The sequence below is a fragment of the Gemmiger formicilis genome (assembly GCF_024462815.1).
In the GTDB taxonomy this organism is placed as follows: Bacteria; Bacillota; Clostridia; order Oscillospirales; family Ruminococcaceae; genus Gemmiger.
In genome coordinates, this window is record NZ_JANGCG010000013.1 from 1 (window position 1) to 15,303 (window position 15,303).

General features: G+C 56.3%; 16 protein-coding genes. 13 read left to right on the top strand and 3 right to left on the bottom strand.

Annotated features, from left to right (window positions below; translation table 11 throughout):
- The coding region (locus tag NE623_RS10790) for a transposase (RefSeq protein WP_256276152.1) at positions 1–817 on the top strand (817 nt) is incomplete at its 5' end.
- Between the two features lie 269 nt (positions 818–1,086).
- Here NE623_RS10790 and NE623_RS10795 read toward each other — a convergent pair.
- Complete coding sequence (locus tag NE623_RS10795) at positions 1,087–1,737, bottom strand: YczE/YyaS/YitT family protein (protein WP_256272526.1); 651 nt, start codon at positions 1,735–1,737, stop codon at positions 1,087–1,089.
- Between the two features lie 156 nt (positions 1,738–1,893).
- On the opposite strand from NE623_RS10795, the gene NE623_RS10800 reads away from it, so the two are divergent.
- The 7 genes from NE623_RS10800 to NE623_RS10830 all read left to right on the top strand — a co-directional run bounded on the left by NE623_RS10800 (position 1,894) and on the right by NE623_RS10830 (position 8,281).
- Positions 1,894–2,088: a hypothetical protein gene (locus NE623_RS10800; RefSeq protein WP_256272525.1), complete on the top strand. Its 195-nt coding sequence runs from the start codon at positions 1,894–1,896 to the stop codon at positions 2,086–2,088.
- 211 nt (positions 2,089–2,299) lie between these two features.
- Positions 2,300–2,860 carry a helix-turn-helix domain-containing protein gene (locus tag NE623_RS14915; protein ID WP_256272524.1) on the top strand — a complete coding sequence of 187 codons (561 nt, stop codon included), beginning with the start codon at positions 2,300–2,302 and terminating at the stop codon, positions 2,858–2,860.
- Positions 2,861–2,876: 16 nt separating this feature from the next.
- A complete protein-coding gene (locus NE623_RS10810) occupies positions 2,877–4,232 on the top strand; it encodes an oxidoreductase (protein WP_256272523.1) in 1,356 nt (451 codons plus the stop codon).
- A 16-nt stretch (positions 4,233–4,248) separates the two neighbouring features.
- Positions 4,249–5,016 carry a 3-ketoacyl-ACP reductase gene (locus NE623_RS10815; RefSeq protein WP_256272522.1) on the top strand — a complete coding sequence of 256 codons (768 nt, stop codon included), beginning with the start codon at positions 4,249–4,251 and terminating at the stop codon, positions 5,014–5,016.
- An 11-nt stretch (positions 5,017–5,027) separates the two neighbouring features.
- On the top strand, positions 5,028–6,977 hold the full coding sequence (locus NE623_RS10820; protein ID WP_256272521.1) for an FAD-dependent oxidoreductase: 1,950 nt from the start codon (positions 5,028–5,030) through the stop codon (positions 6,975–6,977).
- Between the two features lie 180 nt (positions 6,978–7,157).
- Positions 7,158–7,355: a hypothetical protein gene (locus NE623_RS10825; RefSeq protein ID WP_256272520.1), complete on the top strand. Its 198-nt coding sequence runs from the start codon at positions 7,158–7,160 to the stop codon at positions 7,353–7,355.
- Between the two features lie 140 nt (positions 7,356–7,495).
- Complete coding sequence (locus NE623_RS10830; RefSeq protein WP_256272519.1) at positions 7,496–8,281, top strand: hypothetical protein; 786 nt, start codon at positions 7,496–7,498, stop codon at positions 8,279–8,281.
- On the opposite strand, the gene NE623_RS10835 is transcribed toward NE623_RS10830, so the two are convergent.
- Positions 8,232–8,630, bottom strand: a complete 399-nt coding sequence (locus tag NE623_RS10835; protein ID WP_256272518.1) for a DUF2264 domain-containing protein — start codon at positions 8,628–8,630, stop codon at positions 8,232–8,234. The two genes, NE623_RS10830 and NE623_RS10835, sit on opposite strands and share 50 nt — an antisense overlap.
- 61 nt (positions 8,631–8,691) lie before the next feature.
- Between NE623_RS10835 and NE623_RS10840 the strand changes: the two genes are divergently transcribed.
- The 3 genes from NE623_RS10840 to NE623_RS10850 all read left to right on the top strand — a co-directional run bounded on the left by NE623_RS10840 (position 8,692) and on the right by NE623_RS10850 (position 10,771).
- The gene (locus tag NE623_RS10840; RefSeq protein ID WP_256272517.1) at positions 8,692–9,252 is read left to right on the top strand and encodes a hypothetical protein; all 561 of its coding nucleotides are present in this window, start codon (positions 8,692–8,694) and stop codon (positions 9,250–9,252) included.
- Between the two features lie 32 nt (positions 9,253–9,284).
- Positions 9,285–9,740 (top strand): hypothetical protein, encoded by a 456-nt coding sequence (locus tag NE623_RS10845; RefSeq protein WP_256272515.1) that lies wholly within the window; start codon positions 9,285–9,287, stop codon positions 9,738–9,740.
- Positions 9,741–10,147: 407 nt separating this feature from the next.
- Positions 10,148–10,771, top strand: coding sequence for a helix-turn-helix domain-containing protein (locus NE623_RS10850; protein ID WP_256276153.1), 624 nt, complete (start codon positions 10,148–10,150; stop codon positions 10,769–10,771).
- 329 nt (positions 10,772–11,100) lie between these two features.
- Here the strand turns inward: NE623_RS10850 and NE623_RS10855 are convergent, their stop codons facing one another.
- The gene (locus NE623_RS10855; RefSeq protein WP_256272512.1) at positions 11,101–11,886 is read right to left on the bottom strand and encodes a helix-turn-helix domain-containing protein; all 786 of its coding nucleotides are present in this window, start codon (positions 11,884–11,886) and stop codon (positions 11,101–11,103) included.
- Between the two features lie 137 nt (positions 11,887–12,023).
- Between NE623_RS10855 and NE623_RS10860 the strand changes: the two genes are divergently transcribed.
- Complete coding sequence (locus NE623_RS10860) at positions 12,024–14,279, top strand: glycoside hydrolase family 3 C-terminal domain-containing protein (protein WP_256272511.1); 2,256 nt, start codon at positions 12,024–12,026, stop codon at positions 14,277–14,279.
- 88 nt (positions 14,280–14,367) lie between these two features.
- Entirely contained in the window at positions 14,368–15,174 is an 807-nt protein-coding gene (locus NE623_RS10865) for an SGNH/GDSL hydrolase family protein (RefSeq protein ID WP_256272510.1), read from the top strand.
- Positions 15,175–15,303 lie beyond the last annotated feature (129 nt).

The window sequence follows — 15,303 nt, forward strand, 5'->3', positions numbered from 1 at the left end:
CGATTTGTATAATAAGAATATTGTCATGCTCACAAACAACCTTATTTCTTTGTCTGACAAGACCTTTCCGGGTGTAAACGAGCTGTTCTCAAGCCCCGAAAAGGCAGACGGACATTTGAAGTGGGTGGACTTTTACCGAAGCTTTTGGCATTGCGACTGCATTAACCGTATGTCACCGGATGCTTTTGAAGAGCGATACAAGAAATGGTGCAAGAGAAAGGGCTACCATTTTAGTACTGATGCGGCAGATGCTCTCTACGCAGCCAGTTGCGGACCCTATACCACACTGCCGCGTGACAGCAATGCTAAATTACTGGTTACAGTTGCCGCCGACCAGCTTATTGCACTGCGCGAAAACCAGTCCAAGCTGGAAGCCGAGATGCTGAATCTCTGCAAGCAGCTGCCGGAGTACGAGACCGTTATGGCCATGTACGGCGTTGGAAAGTCCACAGGATCGCATCTCATGGCTGAATTGGGTGATGTTCGCCGTTTCCCGCACCGCAGTTCTATTGTGGCCTTTGCAGGCGTAGACCCCGGCGTTGTTGGCTCCGGCAAGATGCAGCTTTCCAGTGTGACAACTTCCAAGCGCGGGTCACCTCAGCTGAGGAAAGCGCTCTTTCAGGTGGTTTCTACTTACGTTAAATGCAAACCCGAAAACGAAGCGGTTTACCAGTTCTACGCCAAAAAGCGTGACGAGGGGAAGCCGTTCTTCGTTTGCACTACTGCTGCCGCGAACAAGTTCCTGCGTATTTACTATGCCCGCGTTAAGGAGTGCCTGAACGCCGCTGAAAGCGCAACTCAGGTCGAAGAAGGCTAATCTGTAATGCTCATTTTGTCATTTGGCTGCCTCCGATTTTCGAGGGAGTCCTGTTTGCTGTACGCATTTTTACTCGGCTATCTGCCGAGTATTTTTTTGGACTTTCTCTGCAAAACCTATTGACTTTTATTTGCAGGACTGCTTACAGAAATGCACGGCAGAAACAACCTTTGCAAACGGCTGTCGCATTGTGTGGCAGCCGCTTTTCTTGTTTAGAGAGAATTAGAACGAAATGGCGGCTTTGCAGAAACTGTTGTGGTTGCGTTGCTTTAGCTATCCAGCCCGGCGCTGTGGACGAGAGAGTCCTTACAGAAATGGTTAAAAACGGCGATGACACGCCCTACGCCAATCATGGAGAGCACAGTGCCAAGGCCGATGCCTAAAAGCGGGTTGCCGTAGAAAAGCCCAATCAGGCAGGAGAGCGCGACGCAGCCAAGGTCAAAGCAGTTCTTGCAGAAGCCGAGCTCACGGCCGCAGCGGCGGGCGATGCTGTTGACAATACCGTCGCCGGGGTTCGGAATCAGCTGCATATTGACGGTCATAGCGGCCCCGATGCCGGTCAGAAGGATGCCGCCCGCAAGCATCAGCAAATCGGTGGGCAGAAAGCCGCTTTCATACGGAATCATGGCCTTGAAAAGGTTCATGAACCGGGTGAACACCAGGCTTAGCGGCAGCTGCAGCAAATCCAGCCAGCTGCGATTTTTCCCGTTGATGATCATCTGCGCTGCAAGGAACAGGCAGTAGACAATAAACGTCATATCGCCTAGATTCAGGCTGCTGACAAGGCTGACGGTGTAGGCAACCGACATAATGGCAGAGGAACCGAGCCCGGCCTCAATGTTCAGAATCAGGCCCAGCGCAAGGACCAGCATACCGAACAGATAATAAAACCAGCGCATGGCAACCGTTTTCCGCTTCATATAAATTCCCCCACGAACAATATATTTGAGCAGCGCACTCTTTTTCGACAATCTGAGCTGCATTATACACCTGCTATCAAAAAAATACCAGCCCCCTGCGTTTTGTGAGCGAAACGCAGGGGGCTGTTTTGTGGGAAGGCGGCAGGCGGAGCCTGTATGTTTAAGGCTGGCCGGTACAAGATAATCCAAAAACCGGGCAGAAAAGTGAAAAACAGAATAGTCCAAACGTGGGGACGGCGTAAAAAACCGCAGGAAGAACTGCACAAATTTGGTGGGTTAAATTTTACTAACTGCACAAAAGAAGCGGGACAGTCAAAAAATACCGGGGTGGTTCTTGTGCAGGGTGCATAAACCAAAACAAAAAAATTGCACATATTCGACAAAGAAACAGGCTGTGAAGAGAATGACAACAATTTTGTGCCAATTCCTGGCATAATAATCTAAGAAAATGGACAATTCCGCATGGTAGAATTACATCGCAAAGAACAAAGGGCCCGGCTATCCGGAGAGCAGGGCATTTTGACAGAATAATCCAATCCATCATGAGGTAAAATATCCGGAAGTGATTGCAGCCTTCATCAAGCGCCCGCCCGACTTTTCCCATCTGCTGACGGTATCGGAACCTGTATGGAATTATTTATACGATATTGTGTTGGAGATGGAAAGAGAGTATAATAGTAAAAAGAAGTATTGGGAGCTTTATGTCGGCGCAGATTTGCGGCGGATGTTCATTATGATTTACCGTGAATGTGCCGATGTTATGACGATGAAGGTGGGCCACAGCGTAACCGTGGCCTACAACATCATGAACTACATCAACCACCATTTTACGGAGAATATCTCCGTGGATAAGATTGCGGCGGAGCTGTACCTGAACAAGAATTACATCGCGCATATTTTCAAGGAAGAGACGGGCTACAGTCTTATCGCTTACGCGATTCTTCTGCGCATCAACCGTGCTAAGCTGATGCTGGCAAAGACAGATAAAAGCATCACCCAGATTGCAACCGAATGTGGGTATGATGATTTTACGTATTTTTCAAGACAGTTCAAGAAAACGACCGGTCTGACCCCTTCGGCCTATCGCAAGGCATATGCCGGTGAAGATGACAAGAACCAGTAAGCGAGGTAAACACAAAATGCCACACGAAAAATTCCACTACAAATCTCTGGAAGAGGTCCAGGCCAAGGCGGCGGAGCTGGGCGTGTCCCTGCCGTTTGCGGCAGACACCCACATTCTGGCCACGCCGCTGACCGCCGGCAAGGTGACCTTCCCCAACCGTCTGGGCATTGCCCCGATGGAGGGCGCGGACTCCACGCCGGAGGGCGCACCGTCTGACTACACCGTCCGCCGCTACGTCAACGAGGCCATCGGCGGCAGCTCGGTCATCTGGTTTGAGGCCATCTCGATTGTCGAGGAGGGGCGTTCCTCCAAGACGCAGCTGCTGCTGACCCGCGACACGCTGGACGAGTTCAAGAAGATGACCGCCGCTGTCAAGGAGGCCGGTATCAAGGCCAACGGCTTTGCGCCCTATCTGATTATGCAGGCCAACCACAGCGGCCGCTACTCAAACCCCGGCAACAAGCCCGCCCCGATGATTGCCTATCGCCACCCGATTCTGGAGCAGTACCGCGCCGCGGACGATTCCTGCATCGTCACCGACGATTACCTCAAGGGGCTGGAGGAAAAATTCGGCGAGGCTGCACAGCTGGCCAAGGAGGCTGGCTTTGACGCTATCGACATCAAGAGCTGCCATGGCTACCTGCTGGCAGAGCTTGCCTCCGCTTACAACCGCCCCGGCGAGTACGGCGGCAGCTTTGAAAACCGCTTCCGCCTTTTGAAAAACGGCATCCGCGCCGCCAAGGTCTATGAGGACGACAGCTTCATGGTCACGGCCCGCATCGGCATCTATGACGGCTATGCCTACCCGTGGGGCTTTGGCGTCAGCCCGGAAAGCGGCACGAACCCTGACCTGACCGAGCCTATCCGCCTTGTGCGCGATTTACACAATGAACTGGGCCTTTCCATGGTGGATCTGACGATGGGCAACCCCTACGCCACCACCCATGTGACCCGCCCATTTGATTTTGGCAAGTATGAGCCGGACGAGCACCCCTTTGTGGGTCTGGCCCGTATGATTCACGGCATCGGCGATGTAAAAAAGGCTGTGCCGGAGATGACCGTCTGGGCCTCCGCCCCGAGCTATCTGCGCGCCTACGCAGACCTGTTTACCGCCGGTGCGGTGGAGCAGGGCCTGTGCGATGGTATGCTGTTTGGCCGTATGGCCTTTGCCGACCCGGATTTTGCCAACGAAATCATCAAGCAGGGCCGCATTGACCCTAAGCGCGTCTGCCTGACCTGCGGCAAGTGCGGCGACCTGATTCGCGCCCACAAGCCCACGGGCTGCGTAATCCGCGACAGCAAGACCTTTATGCCGTTCTATAAGGAATTTTTGGAAATCAAAAAGACACAGCCCGCAAACTTCCGCGGCTGATGAGGAGTAAACTGGTATGAAAAAAACTGCTATTGTTACCGGCTCCAGCCGCGGCATCGGCTTTGCCATTGCCAAGCAGCTGGGTCTGGACGGCTGCAACATTGTGATGGTTGCCACCGGCGCACAGGAGAAAAATCAGGCCGCGCTGGACGAGCTGAAGGCGCTGGGCATTGACTGTGCCTACGTGCAGGCCAACATCGGCGAGAGCGCAGACCGCAAGAAGATTGTGGACGGCGCACTGGCTGCGTTCGGCCGTGTGGATATCCTTGTCAACAACGCGGGCGTGGCCCCCAAGGTGCGCGCCGACCTGCTGGAAATGACCGAGGAGAGCTTCGACCGCGTAATCGGCATCAACACCAAGGGCAATATGTTCCTGACCCAGCTGGTGGCCAACCAGATGATTAAGCAGGAGCCGCTGGACGGCCGCAAGGGCGTCATTGTCAACGTGTCCAGCTGCAGTTCGGTGGTGTCCAGCACCAGCCGCGGCGAGTACTGCGTCTCCAAGGCGGGGGTGTCCATGCTGACCACCCTCTACGCTGACCGCCTTGCCTCCGAGGGCATCCTCGTCAATGAGGTTCGTCCCGGCGTTATCGCCACCGATATGACCAGCAAGGTGCAGGGCAAGTACGATGACCTGATTGCAAAGGGCACCTTCCCCATTGCCCGCTGGGGCACGCCGGAGGACGTGGCCGGTGCGGTCAGCCTGCTGTGCAGCGACCGCTTGAAGTACACCACCGGCAACTATCTTGATGTGGACGGCGGCTTCCACATCCAGCGCCTGTAAGAGGATAGCATATGGAAAACGAGATTTTCCGCGCCGACGCATACACCGCAAGGGTTTACCGCTGCAACACCGCTATTGTGGGTAGCGGTGCGGCAGGCTTCAACGCCGCAGACCGCCTGTGGCAGCTGGGCCAGCACGATATCCTGCTTGTGACCGAGAACCGCGTGGGCGGCACCAGCCGCAACACCGGCAGTGACAAGCAGACCTATTACAAGCTGACCCTTTCCGGCGGCGACCCCGACAGCGTGCGCGAGATGGCGCAGACGCTGTACGAGGGAAAATGTGTGGACGGCGATATTGCGCTGTGCGAGGCCGCACTCTCGACCCAGTGCTTCCTAAAGCTGGTCGAGCTGGGTGTGCCGTTCCCGCGCAACCGCTATGGCGAGTACATCGGCTACAAGACCGACCATGACCCCCGCCGCCGCGCTACCAGCGTCGGCCCCTACACCAGCAAGCAGATGACCGAATGTCTGGAAGCAGCCGTGCAGGCCAAGGGTGTGCCGGTGCTGGACAAGACGCAGGTCATTAAAGTGCTGAGCGAGAACGGCACGGTCTGCGGTCTGCTCTGCCTGAATGTCACGGCGCAGAGCGAGGACGAGCGCTTTGTGCTGATTCGCTGCAAAAACGTTGTGTACACCACCGGCGGCCCGGCTGGTATGTACGCCGACAGCGTCTACCCATTCAGCCAGTACGGTGCAACGGGCCTTGCGCTGGAGGCTGGTGCAAAAGGCAAAAACCTGACCGAGTGGCAGTACGGCCTTGCATCGGTGGCACCGCGCTGGAACGTGTCCGGCACCTATATGCAGGTGCTGCCGCGCGTCTACTCCACGGCGGCGGACGGCAGTGATGAAAAAGAGTTCCTGATGGATTTCTTCACCGATGCCCACGATATGCTGAGCAAGCTGTTCTTAAAGGGCTACCAGTGGCCGTTTGATGTGCGCAAGGTGGCGGGCGGCAGCTCGATTATTGACATTCTGGTCTATCTGGAAAGCTGCAAGGGCCGCAAGGTCTATCTGGACTACCGCACCAACCCGGCGGGCGGCGCGTTTGACTACAAGGCACTGCTGCCGGAGGCACGCGAGTACTTGGAAAAGGCGGGGGCCTGCTTCGGCACGCCCATCGAGCGCCTTGCCCATATGAACAAGCCCGCGATTGATTTCTACCGTGACAAGGGCGTGGATTTGTACACCCAGCCACTGGAAATTGCCCTTTGCGCCCAGCACAACAACGGCGGATTGGGCATCGACTGTTGGTGGCAGACCAACGTCAAGGGACTGTTTGCGGTCGGCGAGGTCGCTGCCAGCCACGGTGTTTACCGCCCGGGCGGCACGGCGCTGAACGCCGGGCAGGTGGGCAGTACCCGCGCCGCGCAGTACATCGCTGCGCGCTGCCAGGGCGAGGCCCCGGCCTGCTTTGAAAAGACCGCCGCCGCTGCACTGACCGAAATGGCCGCACTGGCCGAGCACTGCAAGGCAGAAACCGGCAATGTGCGCACGCTGTGGCAGACCGCCGCCGAGAGCATGAGCCGCTGCGGTGCAGCCATCCGCGACACGGTGCAGATACAGGCCTACGGCACGGCGGTGGAAAGCCAGCTGGCCGCGTTCGGCAGCACTGTCAAGGTGGCAAACGCCGCCGAGCTTGCCATGGCGTACCGCCTGCGCGATATGCTGCTGAGCCAGCGCGCCTATCTGGCCGCCATGGCCGACTACACCGCCCACGGCGGCCAAAGCCGCGGCAGCGCGCTGTACACCGACAAGGCCAACGGAACCAAGCCTTTTGCCCAGCTGCCGGATACCTTTACCTTTGCACTGGATGAGACGGAGCACCCGCTGATTCAAGAGCTCTGGTTTGAAAACGGCGCCTGCAAAACCGCCTGGCGCGCCCCGCGTCCCATCCCGGAGGATGACGACTTCTTCGAGAACGTCTGGCGCAGCTATAGGGAAACCGGGAACATAGAGTAAAAATCAACAAACCGCAACCTCCTGTAAAAAAGAGGTTGCGGTTTTTGCTGTAAAAGCGTCCGGCGCTTCGCCATTGAAATTCCGGCGGCGGTCCGAATAATGAACCTCACCGGTGTGCCGGAAACGATGGCCGTGCGTGCAAAGCTGCTGCCGGAAAACGGCTTGATTTCGTAGATTGCCATGTCCGCCATGGACAACTGGGGCGGTGAAATCAAGGAGCAAGCTGTGCCGGTGCTGGTCATCATCGAAGGCTTGACCATGTATCTGTCCGAAGCGGACATGCAGCGAATCTTTGCCGTGATTTCCGGGCGCTTTCAGAAAGCGGCTGTGTTTATGGAAATTATGAATGAACACAATGAAACGGAACTACTGGATTGAGACATTCCATAAAACGACGGAAAAGGATTTCCCGGTACCCAAAGCTGCTATGGCACCGGACAAAGACGCTGGGGCGCGGGGACGAGTGCTGCGATTTCTGTTTGAAGCTGAAGCAGTGAGCCGGAGCGGGGAGGAAAACTATGAAATACTTGGAGTTTGGCACAGAACACCCGGAGCTGATGGTGATTCTGCACGGCGGCGGAATCTGTTACCGTGCGGCTGACATTGTGCATAGTGATGTTCTCGGCGAGTACATCCGTGATGGAGCCGCCCTCGGTACATTCGATTTTGATGCCCTCGCGCCAGATATTGCGCATGGTACAGTTGGAGATGACCACCTGAGAAATCTCCCCTATCGACTTCAGCCCGATGCGGATGCCCGCGCAGACCGAGGTGAACGCACAGTCGGAGATATGCACATCCTGCACGGCACGGCCGCTGGATTGCAGGCAAAGGTTACCTTGGTTTCCAGCACGGTTGTGCCGGGAGTGACGGCATATTGTATCATCGGGATACAGCTTTTCGGGAATTGGAGACTTGTGTTCGGCATCGGCTCCAACGCCAGCGGCGTGCCGGTGCGGGTTAAATCCTCCACCGCGCACCAGCCGCCGGGGCAGGCGGCGCGGGCCGTGTGCTCTGTGCAGCTGTGCGCCGTACCGGGGCAGTCTGCTGGCAGGGCAAAGCCGACATCGAACGTCTCACAGGCCAGCGTGCTTGTGGTGGTATGGCGGCGGATATGCCCCTCGGCACAAAGGGTGATTTCGGTTACCACCTGCACGCCGGGCAGCGGGGCCCAGACGGCACGCAGACCGTTTGCGGTCATCGACCAGCTTTCCGGCCTGCCCTTTACCCAGATATGGCCGAGTTACCGAAAGCTCAGCACCGAGTCCGGCGCGGCCTCCTCAAGCGTTCGCTGGCTGCGCTGAACGCATAGCGTGAGCAGTAGGCAAACTTTGCGTATTTTTCCTCCATCTGGGGAAAGGGATGGCTTATCCGCGCAGCGGCGGGGTACAGAACCGCCATACCGTTGACACGCTGGGCCAGCATCTCGGCCCCCGGCAGCGGGCGCACGGCATCCAGTGCGGGCAGCGGTGCGGTGGGGGTCTGCCAGAAGGGATGCCCGGCGGGCAGCATCAGGAACGCAAAGACCTTCATACACCAGTAGGGTGAGCCGGGCACGTTGTAGTTTTCCGACATCAGAATGTTCGGGTAGGCGTAGCCGATGGTCAGCACACCGCCGTTATCCGCAATCGGCTGCGCCAGCCACCAATCCAAGTGCCCTTTGCGCCGGATAGGCCCCTGCCCCACACCTTCAAGACACTGCGCACCCCCGCTGGTGCCCGAAACAGACTATAGTCTGTCTGCCCGCCCTGGCTGGCTGCGGCTGTATGGTGGGCAGAGGCTCTCCAGCCATCACAAGCAGACCCTGTTTGCCCGCCGCTGGCAGTACTTTACCTTTACGGCAGAGACAAAAATCGACTTTGCACCGCAGAACTTCCAGCAGGTGGCGGGCCTTGTGCTCTTTTACGATACCGGCAACTGGATTTACGCCTATGTGACGTGGGACAAGGTGCAGAACACCCGAATTCTGCGTATTCTGAGGTGCGATTGCAAGGATTTTTCCTACGGCAGCGAGGCGGTTTCCCTGCCGCAGGGGGAGGTTGTGCTGAAGGTGCGGGTGAACCGCGCACAGGTGCAGTTTTTCTATAAGGCAGACGGCGGCTGGCAGCCGTTGGGCGGCCCCCAGCCCGCCGACCATCTGAGCGATGATTATGTTGAGACCCGCCGCGGCCGCTGTGCCTTTACCGGCGCGATGGTGGGTATCTGCGCGCAGGATATGGACGCCCATCGCAGCCATGCGGACTTTGCGTATTTCAACTATGGAGAAGAAGGGTAAAACGGCCCGCCACGGCCGTAAAGGAGGACTGTATGGCAGAAATCAAGCTGAAGGTAATCAGCGCATCGGGTGACACGCTGGCGGTCAGCCGCGCCGGGGAGGGTGTATCTCTTGTACACACCGCCCCATACGCGGACGGCGATTGGATTGCGCTGGAATGTGACGAGCCGGGCCTCTACTGCGTGGTGCAACTGGAGGACACGATGCCCCCGGCGCTGGTTTACATCAAGGAGCGCGGCATGGATTTCCCAATTCCGCCCGTCGATAACCGTGTCAATTACAACCCGCGCAGCTTTACCGGCAGCTGCCACCTGCTGCGCGCACGCCTTGCCACACCGGAGGAGATTGCAGAGCGGCGCAACCTGGCGTTCAATCCGTATGACTGCCACGGTAATCACGGCTTTTACCCGCACGCCTCCGCCAACGTGGAAACCCACGGCGAGGCCGTGTTTGCCGCCCGCAACGCGGTGGACGGCATTTACGAATAAAAGAGGGACTGTCACATGTGCAACAGCCCCATTCTGGCGCAGATGGTGGGATGCGAACCCACGTGGCTTGCTGTCGAATTGATTTCGAGTTAATCTTTGAAAAGGTAATATGGTGATAACCAAGGCTGATACAGGCTGGTTTGTCCGCTGATTTTGGGCGATGTGTGTAGGGATAATACTGCTCCACAACAAAAAAACAATGTAGGTACGAAAATAAGCAAAATCACCCGTTTTGGGGCAAAAATGGCGACTTTTTGGGAGAAATGCAAGATAAGATGCAAGATAACCCCTACCTAAAAAGCCGGATAATGGTGCAGGTTCGCGGACACGAATGAGAAAAAATGCAAGAAGAAAAAAATGAAGTAGTGATTTTTCGGGTTCCACTTTGCAAACAAGGAGAACCCGAAATGAAGAAAAAAACTGTAAGCAAAGACCCTTTGGCAGAAAAGATTGAAGAAATTCTAGCGCCCTATCCGAACCCGATGAGTCGCAATGATTTCCGCATCGTATGCCATATCGGAACGCGCACTTCGCTTTATCTCCTGCAAAGCGGGCTTGTTCCCTGCAAAAACAACGGAAAGAGAACGCGCTGCTATAAAATCGCCAAGAAAGATGTTGCCGAGTATCTCTACCGCCGAGAGTCCGACCCGATGCGCTACACTCCGCCCAGCGGATGGTATTACAACTACCCCAAGCACAAGAAACCCGCCTCGTCGTTGGAGCGCAAGCTGAACTATAAGGGCGAAGAACGGCTACTGGCCAAGGAATGGTACGAGCAACAGTTAGCAAATTACCCGGATGTACTGACCGTTGCGCAAGTCTGCGAGGTGACAGGCTACCAACGCCACACCATTCTGAAATGGTGCAGCAAGGGCTTGCTGAAAACCATCTTGCAGACACCCAAGTATATGATTCCCAAGGTATGGCTGCTGGAATTTGTGGCGTCCGATTTTTTCAACGAGATCAGCCGAAAATGTGGAAAACACTATGCCGCAATCAAGGAAATCAGCAGCTCACGCAAAGCCAGATAAGATGACTATCCGACCTCATGTGAACGCTAACACTTTAAGACTGCTTCCATCAGTCTGATATGGTTCCCATTTCAATTTTCCAGTCACTGACTGGAAAATTGGATGTCTAAGATATGCAAGCCCAAAAATCTAGTTAGACAGATCTCCCAAGGCATATTCAGCTTTTATGCAGAACTCAATTTGCCAGCTTTAGTTTCCTGTCGTAGTACTTGTTCCTTCTTCTTGACATAATAAAGCCCCCTTAGTGTAGACTTGAAAATTTTTGCTTCTTTAGATGTCTACTCTAAGGGGACTATATCAGTTCATCCTTTGAACTGCCGGGACGTTGTTCATTCTTTTCGTCGCTGATACTCCGTAGGGGTCAGGCCGTACTGCTGCTTGAACTGCCGGGCGAAGGCGCTCGGGCTGGGGAACGCCAACAGATTGGCCAGCGTGGCGATGGTCGGAGAATAGTTGTCCAAAATATAGCGGGCGTAGTTCAGTTTTTGTGCGCGGATGTACTCGGTGGGGCGAAAGCTGGTTTCCTTAAGAAACAGTGCGGACAGATGATTGGGAGAAAGATTGACCAGCTCGGCCAGTTCCGTCAGGCTGATGGGCTCGTGGATGTGCATCAGGATATACTCGCAGCACTGCTTGATCTCCTTGCGGCAGGATTGCAGCCGCCAGTCCTGCATGACCTGGCAGTATTCCCGGAACGCGCTGAGGGATAAGAACTGGATCTCCTCAATGCTTTCGGTCTCGTCTAAGTGCAGCAAATAGGAATCGCTGATGCTGTAGGCGAGATTCTCCGGCAAGCCGTTGTCGATGGCCGTGCGGCAAAACAGCGTGACCGAAGCCACGGTGGCGTATCGCGCCTGCTGGATCGACGAGGTGCTCATCACCCCAAAGCGAAACGATTCCTGCTTGTTGTAAGCACGAGCCAGAAACTCATCGGCCAGCACGGCGTTGCCCAGTGCGATGAACGACAGAAAGCGTTTTTCCTTGACGCGATTCGAGTCTCCACTTGCCGTTTCCTCCAACTGTGCGTAGGTGCTCGCCCGATAACGCTCACGAATCTTGGCCGTGACTTCCTTCAAGTGGTTGTTGGATTTTTCCTCAAAGATACCGGGCCGCATAAAAAATCACCTTTTCGTTGAAATCGTGTTGAGATAGTTTATACCATATAGTCATTATACGTCTTGCTGTGTAAAATAGCAAGTAAGGAATGCGCGGTACAATGCCGTTGCCAAATAACAGACAAGGAGAATAGAATATGAAGCGCGATTTGAAAGCATTGATCGGCCAAATGACATTGGAAGAAAAAGCCAGCCTTTGCTCCGGCTCGGATTTCTGGCACACGCAGGGGATCGAGCGGCTGGGCATCCCGGCCGTGATGGTGACCGACGGCCCGCACGGTCTGCGCAAGCAGGCAGGTGAAGCGGACCACCTCGGCCTGAACGACAGCGTCGAGGCTGTCTGCTTCCCGGCCGGGTGCGCCACCGGTTCCAGCTTTGACCCCGACCTTTTGGAGCACATGGGTCAGGTTTTGGGCGACGAGTGCCAGGCCGAGGATGTCAGCATCCTGTTGGGACCCGCCGTCAACATCAAGCGCAGCCCGCTGTGCGGCCGCAATTTCGAGTACATTTCTGAGGACCCGTATCTGGCCGGTAAGCTGTCCGCTGCGTACATTCGCGGCGTACAAAGCCGGGGCGTGGGGACCTCCATCAAGCACTTTGCCGCCAACAATCAGGAGACCCGCCGCCTGACCATCTCCTCGGACCTCTCGGAGCGTGCGCTGCATGAGATCTACCTGCCCGCCTTTGAGGAAGCCGTCAAGGCCGCCCAGCCCAAAACGGTGATGTGCAGCTACAACAAGATCAACGGCGTGTATGCTTCCGAAAACAAGATGCTGCTCACCGACATCCTGCGGGACCAATGGGGCTTTGAGGGGTACGTCGTCAGTGACTGGGGTGCCGCCAATGACCGTGTGAAAGGCTTGGAAGCGGGTCTTGACCTGGAGATGCCTTCCTCCAACGGTTACAACGATGCCAAAATCGTCGCGGCCGTACAGAACGGCTCGCTGGACGAGGCGGTACTGGACCGCGCGGTGGAACGCATCCTGAAGGTCGTGTTCTCCTATGTGGATGCCCGCCGCCCCGACACCGTGTTCGACCGTGCCAAAGACCACGCCGAGGCCGTTGCCGTCGAGACGCAGTGCGCGGTACTGCTGACCAATCAGGGTGTTTTGCCGCTGGGCACGGATCAGAAGATCGCCTACATCGGCGAGTTTGCCGCGGCACCGCGCTATCAGGGCGGCGGCTCCAGCCACATCCATCCCAGCCGCGTGACCTCCGCGTGGGAAGTTGCGCAGCAAAAGGGCCGCAACGTCTGCTACGCCAAGGGCTTCTCGGCGATGCGGGACGAGATGACCGACGCAGAGTTGGCCGAGGCCATTCAGGCGGCACAAAACGCCGATGTCGCCGTTGTCTTTGCCGGTTTGCCCGAATCGTTTGAGTCTGAAGGGTATGACCGCACTTCGATGGAACTGCCCGCCTGCCAGAATCGCCTGATCGACGAGATCGCAAAGGTCCAGCCCCATGTGGTCGTGGTCCTGCACAACGGCAGCGCGGTCGAGCTGCCGTGGGCCGACCGCGTCTCGGCCATTCTGGAACTGTATCTCGGCGGCGAGGGCGTCGGTGAGGCCGCCGACCAACTGCTGTACGGCGAGGCCAACCCCAGCGGACATCTGGCTGAGACCTTCCCGCTCCGTTTGCAGGACAACCCCAGCTATTTGCACTTTCCGGGCAATGACAAGCGTGTTGCCTATGGCGAGGATGTCTTTGTCGGCTACCGCTACTACGATACCAAGCAGGTCCCTGTCCGCTTTGCGTTCGGTCACGGCTTGTCCTACACCGAGTTCGCTTACAGCAATTTGCAGCTTTCCGCGCCCGCATTGCAGGATGGCCAGACTGTCACCGTCAGTGTGGATGTGACCAACACCGGCAAGGTGGCCGGGCGCGAGGTCGTCCAGCTTTACGTCCGCGACAAAAACGGCACACCGGAGCGTCCCAGCAAAGAGCTGCGCGGCTTTGCCAAGGTACTGCTGGAACCGGGCGAGTGCAAGACGGTGACCCTGACGCTGGCGGCACGCGACTTGAGCTACTATGAGGAACGCCTGCACGACTGGTTTGCCCCCAGCGGCGTGTATGAGGTCATGGTGGGTCGCGCCAGCGACGACATCCGCCTGACGGCCGAGTTGTCCTTTACCACCGAAAAACAACTCCCCTTTGTCGTAACACTGACCACCACACTAGGCGAGTTGCTGACCTGCCCCAAGACCGCGCCGACCATCATGCAGTTGTTGGCCCCGCTTGCGCAAAGCGCCGGTACCGATGGGTTGGATGAAGGGTCGATGAACATGATGAAAAAGATGATCATGGAAATGCCGCTGAAATCTCTGGTCAGCGTGATCCCCGGTGATCAGGTCGAGCTGCTGATCCAGCAGATGAACCTGCTGCTGGCGCAGTAAAGGGCTTTGTATCTGAAGTTCTCTCGTGATCCCCTGTTACACGGCGCGGGACATCCGGAAACTCAAGTGAAGAAAGAAGATAGTTTGTATGAAAAAAGTAGGAAAAGTCCTTTTGATCATTGCTCTGATCCTGGTCCTGCTATTAGCGCTGGCTTATGGTGCTCTGCAAGGTCTTTTGGGCCATGGGCCGTTCCGCTTCCTGAATACGATGTACCTCAAAAGCTTGCCCGGCAACGCCGAGATCTACCGCCCCGAAAACGTGGCGCCGGTGGAAAACAGCCCGTTGAGCGGTATGAACCTGTGCTTTTTGGGGTCCTCGGTGACCGAGGGGGCTGCCTCGCTGGAAACCTCCTTTGCGGAGTACATTGCCGTTCGCAACAACTGCACCTATGTCAAAGAGGCTGTCGGCGGCACCACATTGGCCGACAACGACAAGACCTCCTACATCCAGCGGATGCTGCACAATATCGACCCCAACGCACAGTTTGATGCGTTCATCTGCCAGCTTTCCACCAACGATGCAAGCAACGCGATCCCGCTGGGGGAAATCAGCAGTTCCCGCAATTTGGAGGACTTTGACACCAAAACCGTCCTTGGCGCGCTCGAATACATCATCGTATATGCCGACACCACATGGCATTGCCCGGTGGTGTTCTATACGGGCACCCAGTACGACAGCCCCGCCTACGGCAAGATGGTGGAGCAGCTGCTGAAGTTGCAGGAAAAGTATGAGATCGGGGTCATCGACCTGTGGAATGATGCCGAAATGAATCAAGTTTCTGAGGAAGATTACAAGCTCTATATGTTCGACGGCATCCATCCCACGCAGGCGGGCTACCTGAACTGGTGGACCCCCAAGATGGAGGCGTACCTGTACGATTATCTGGGTCAATAAAGGGCCGCGTTTTCCTTCTTGACACAACAGGAGGCACCCGAAATGGGTGCCTCCTGTCAGCTTGTAGAAAAAGCCTGTTACCGGAAGATTTGTAGGGATGGGTCTCGACCCATCCGCACATCTGGCCGC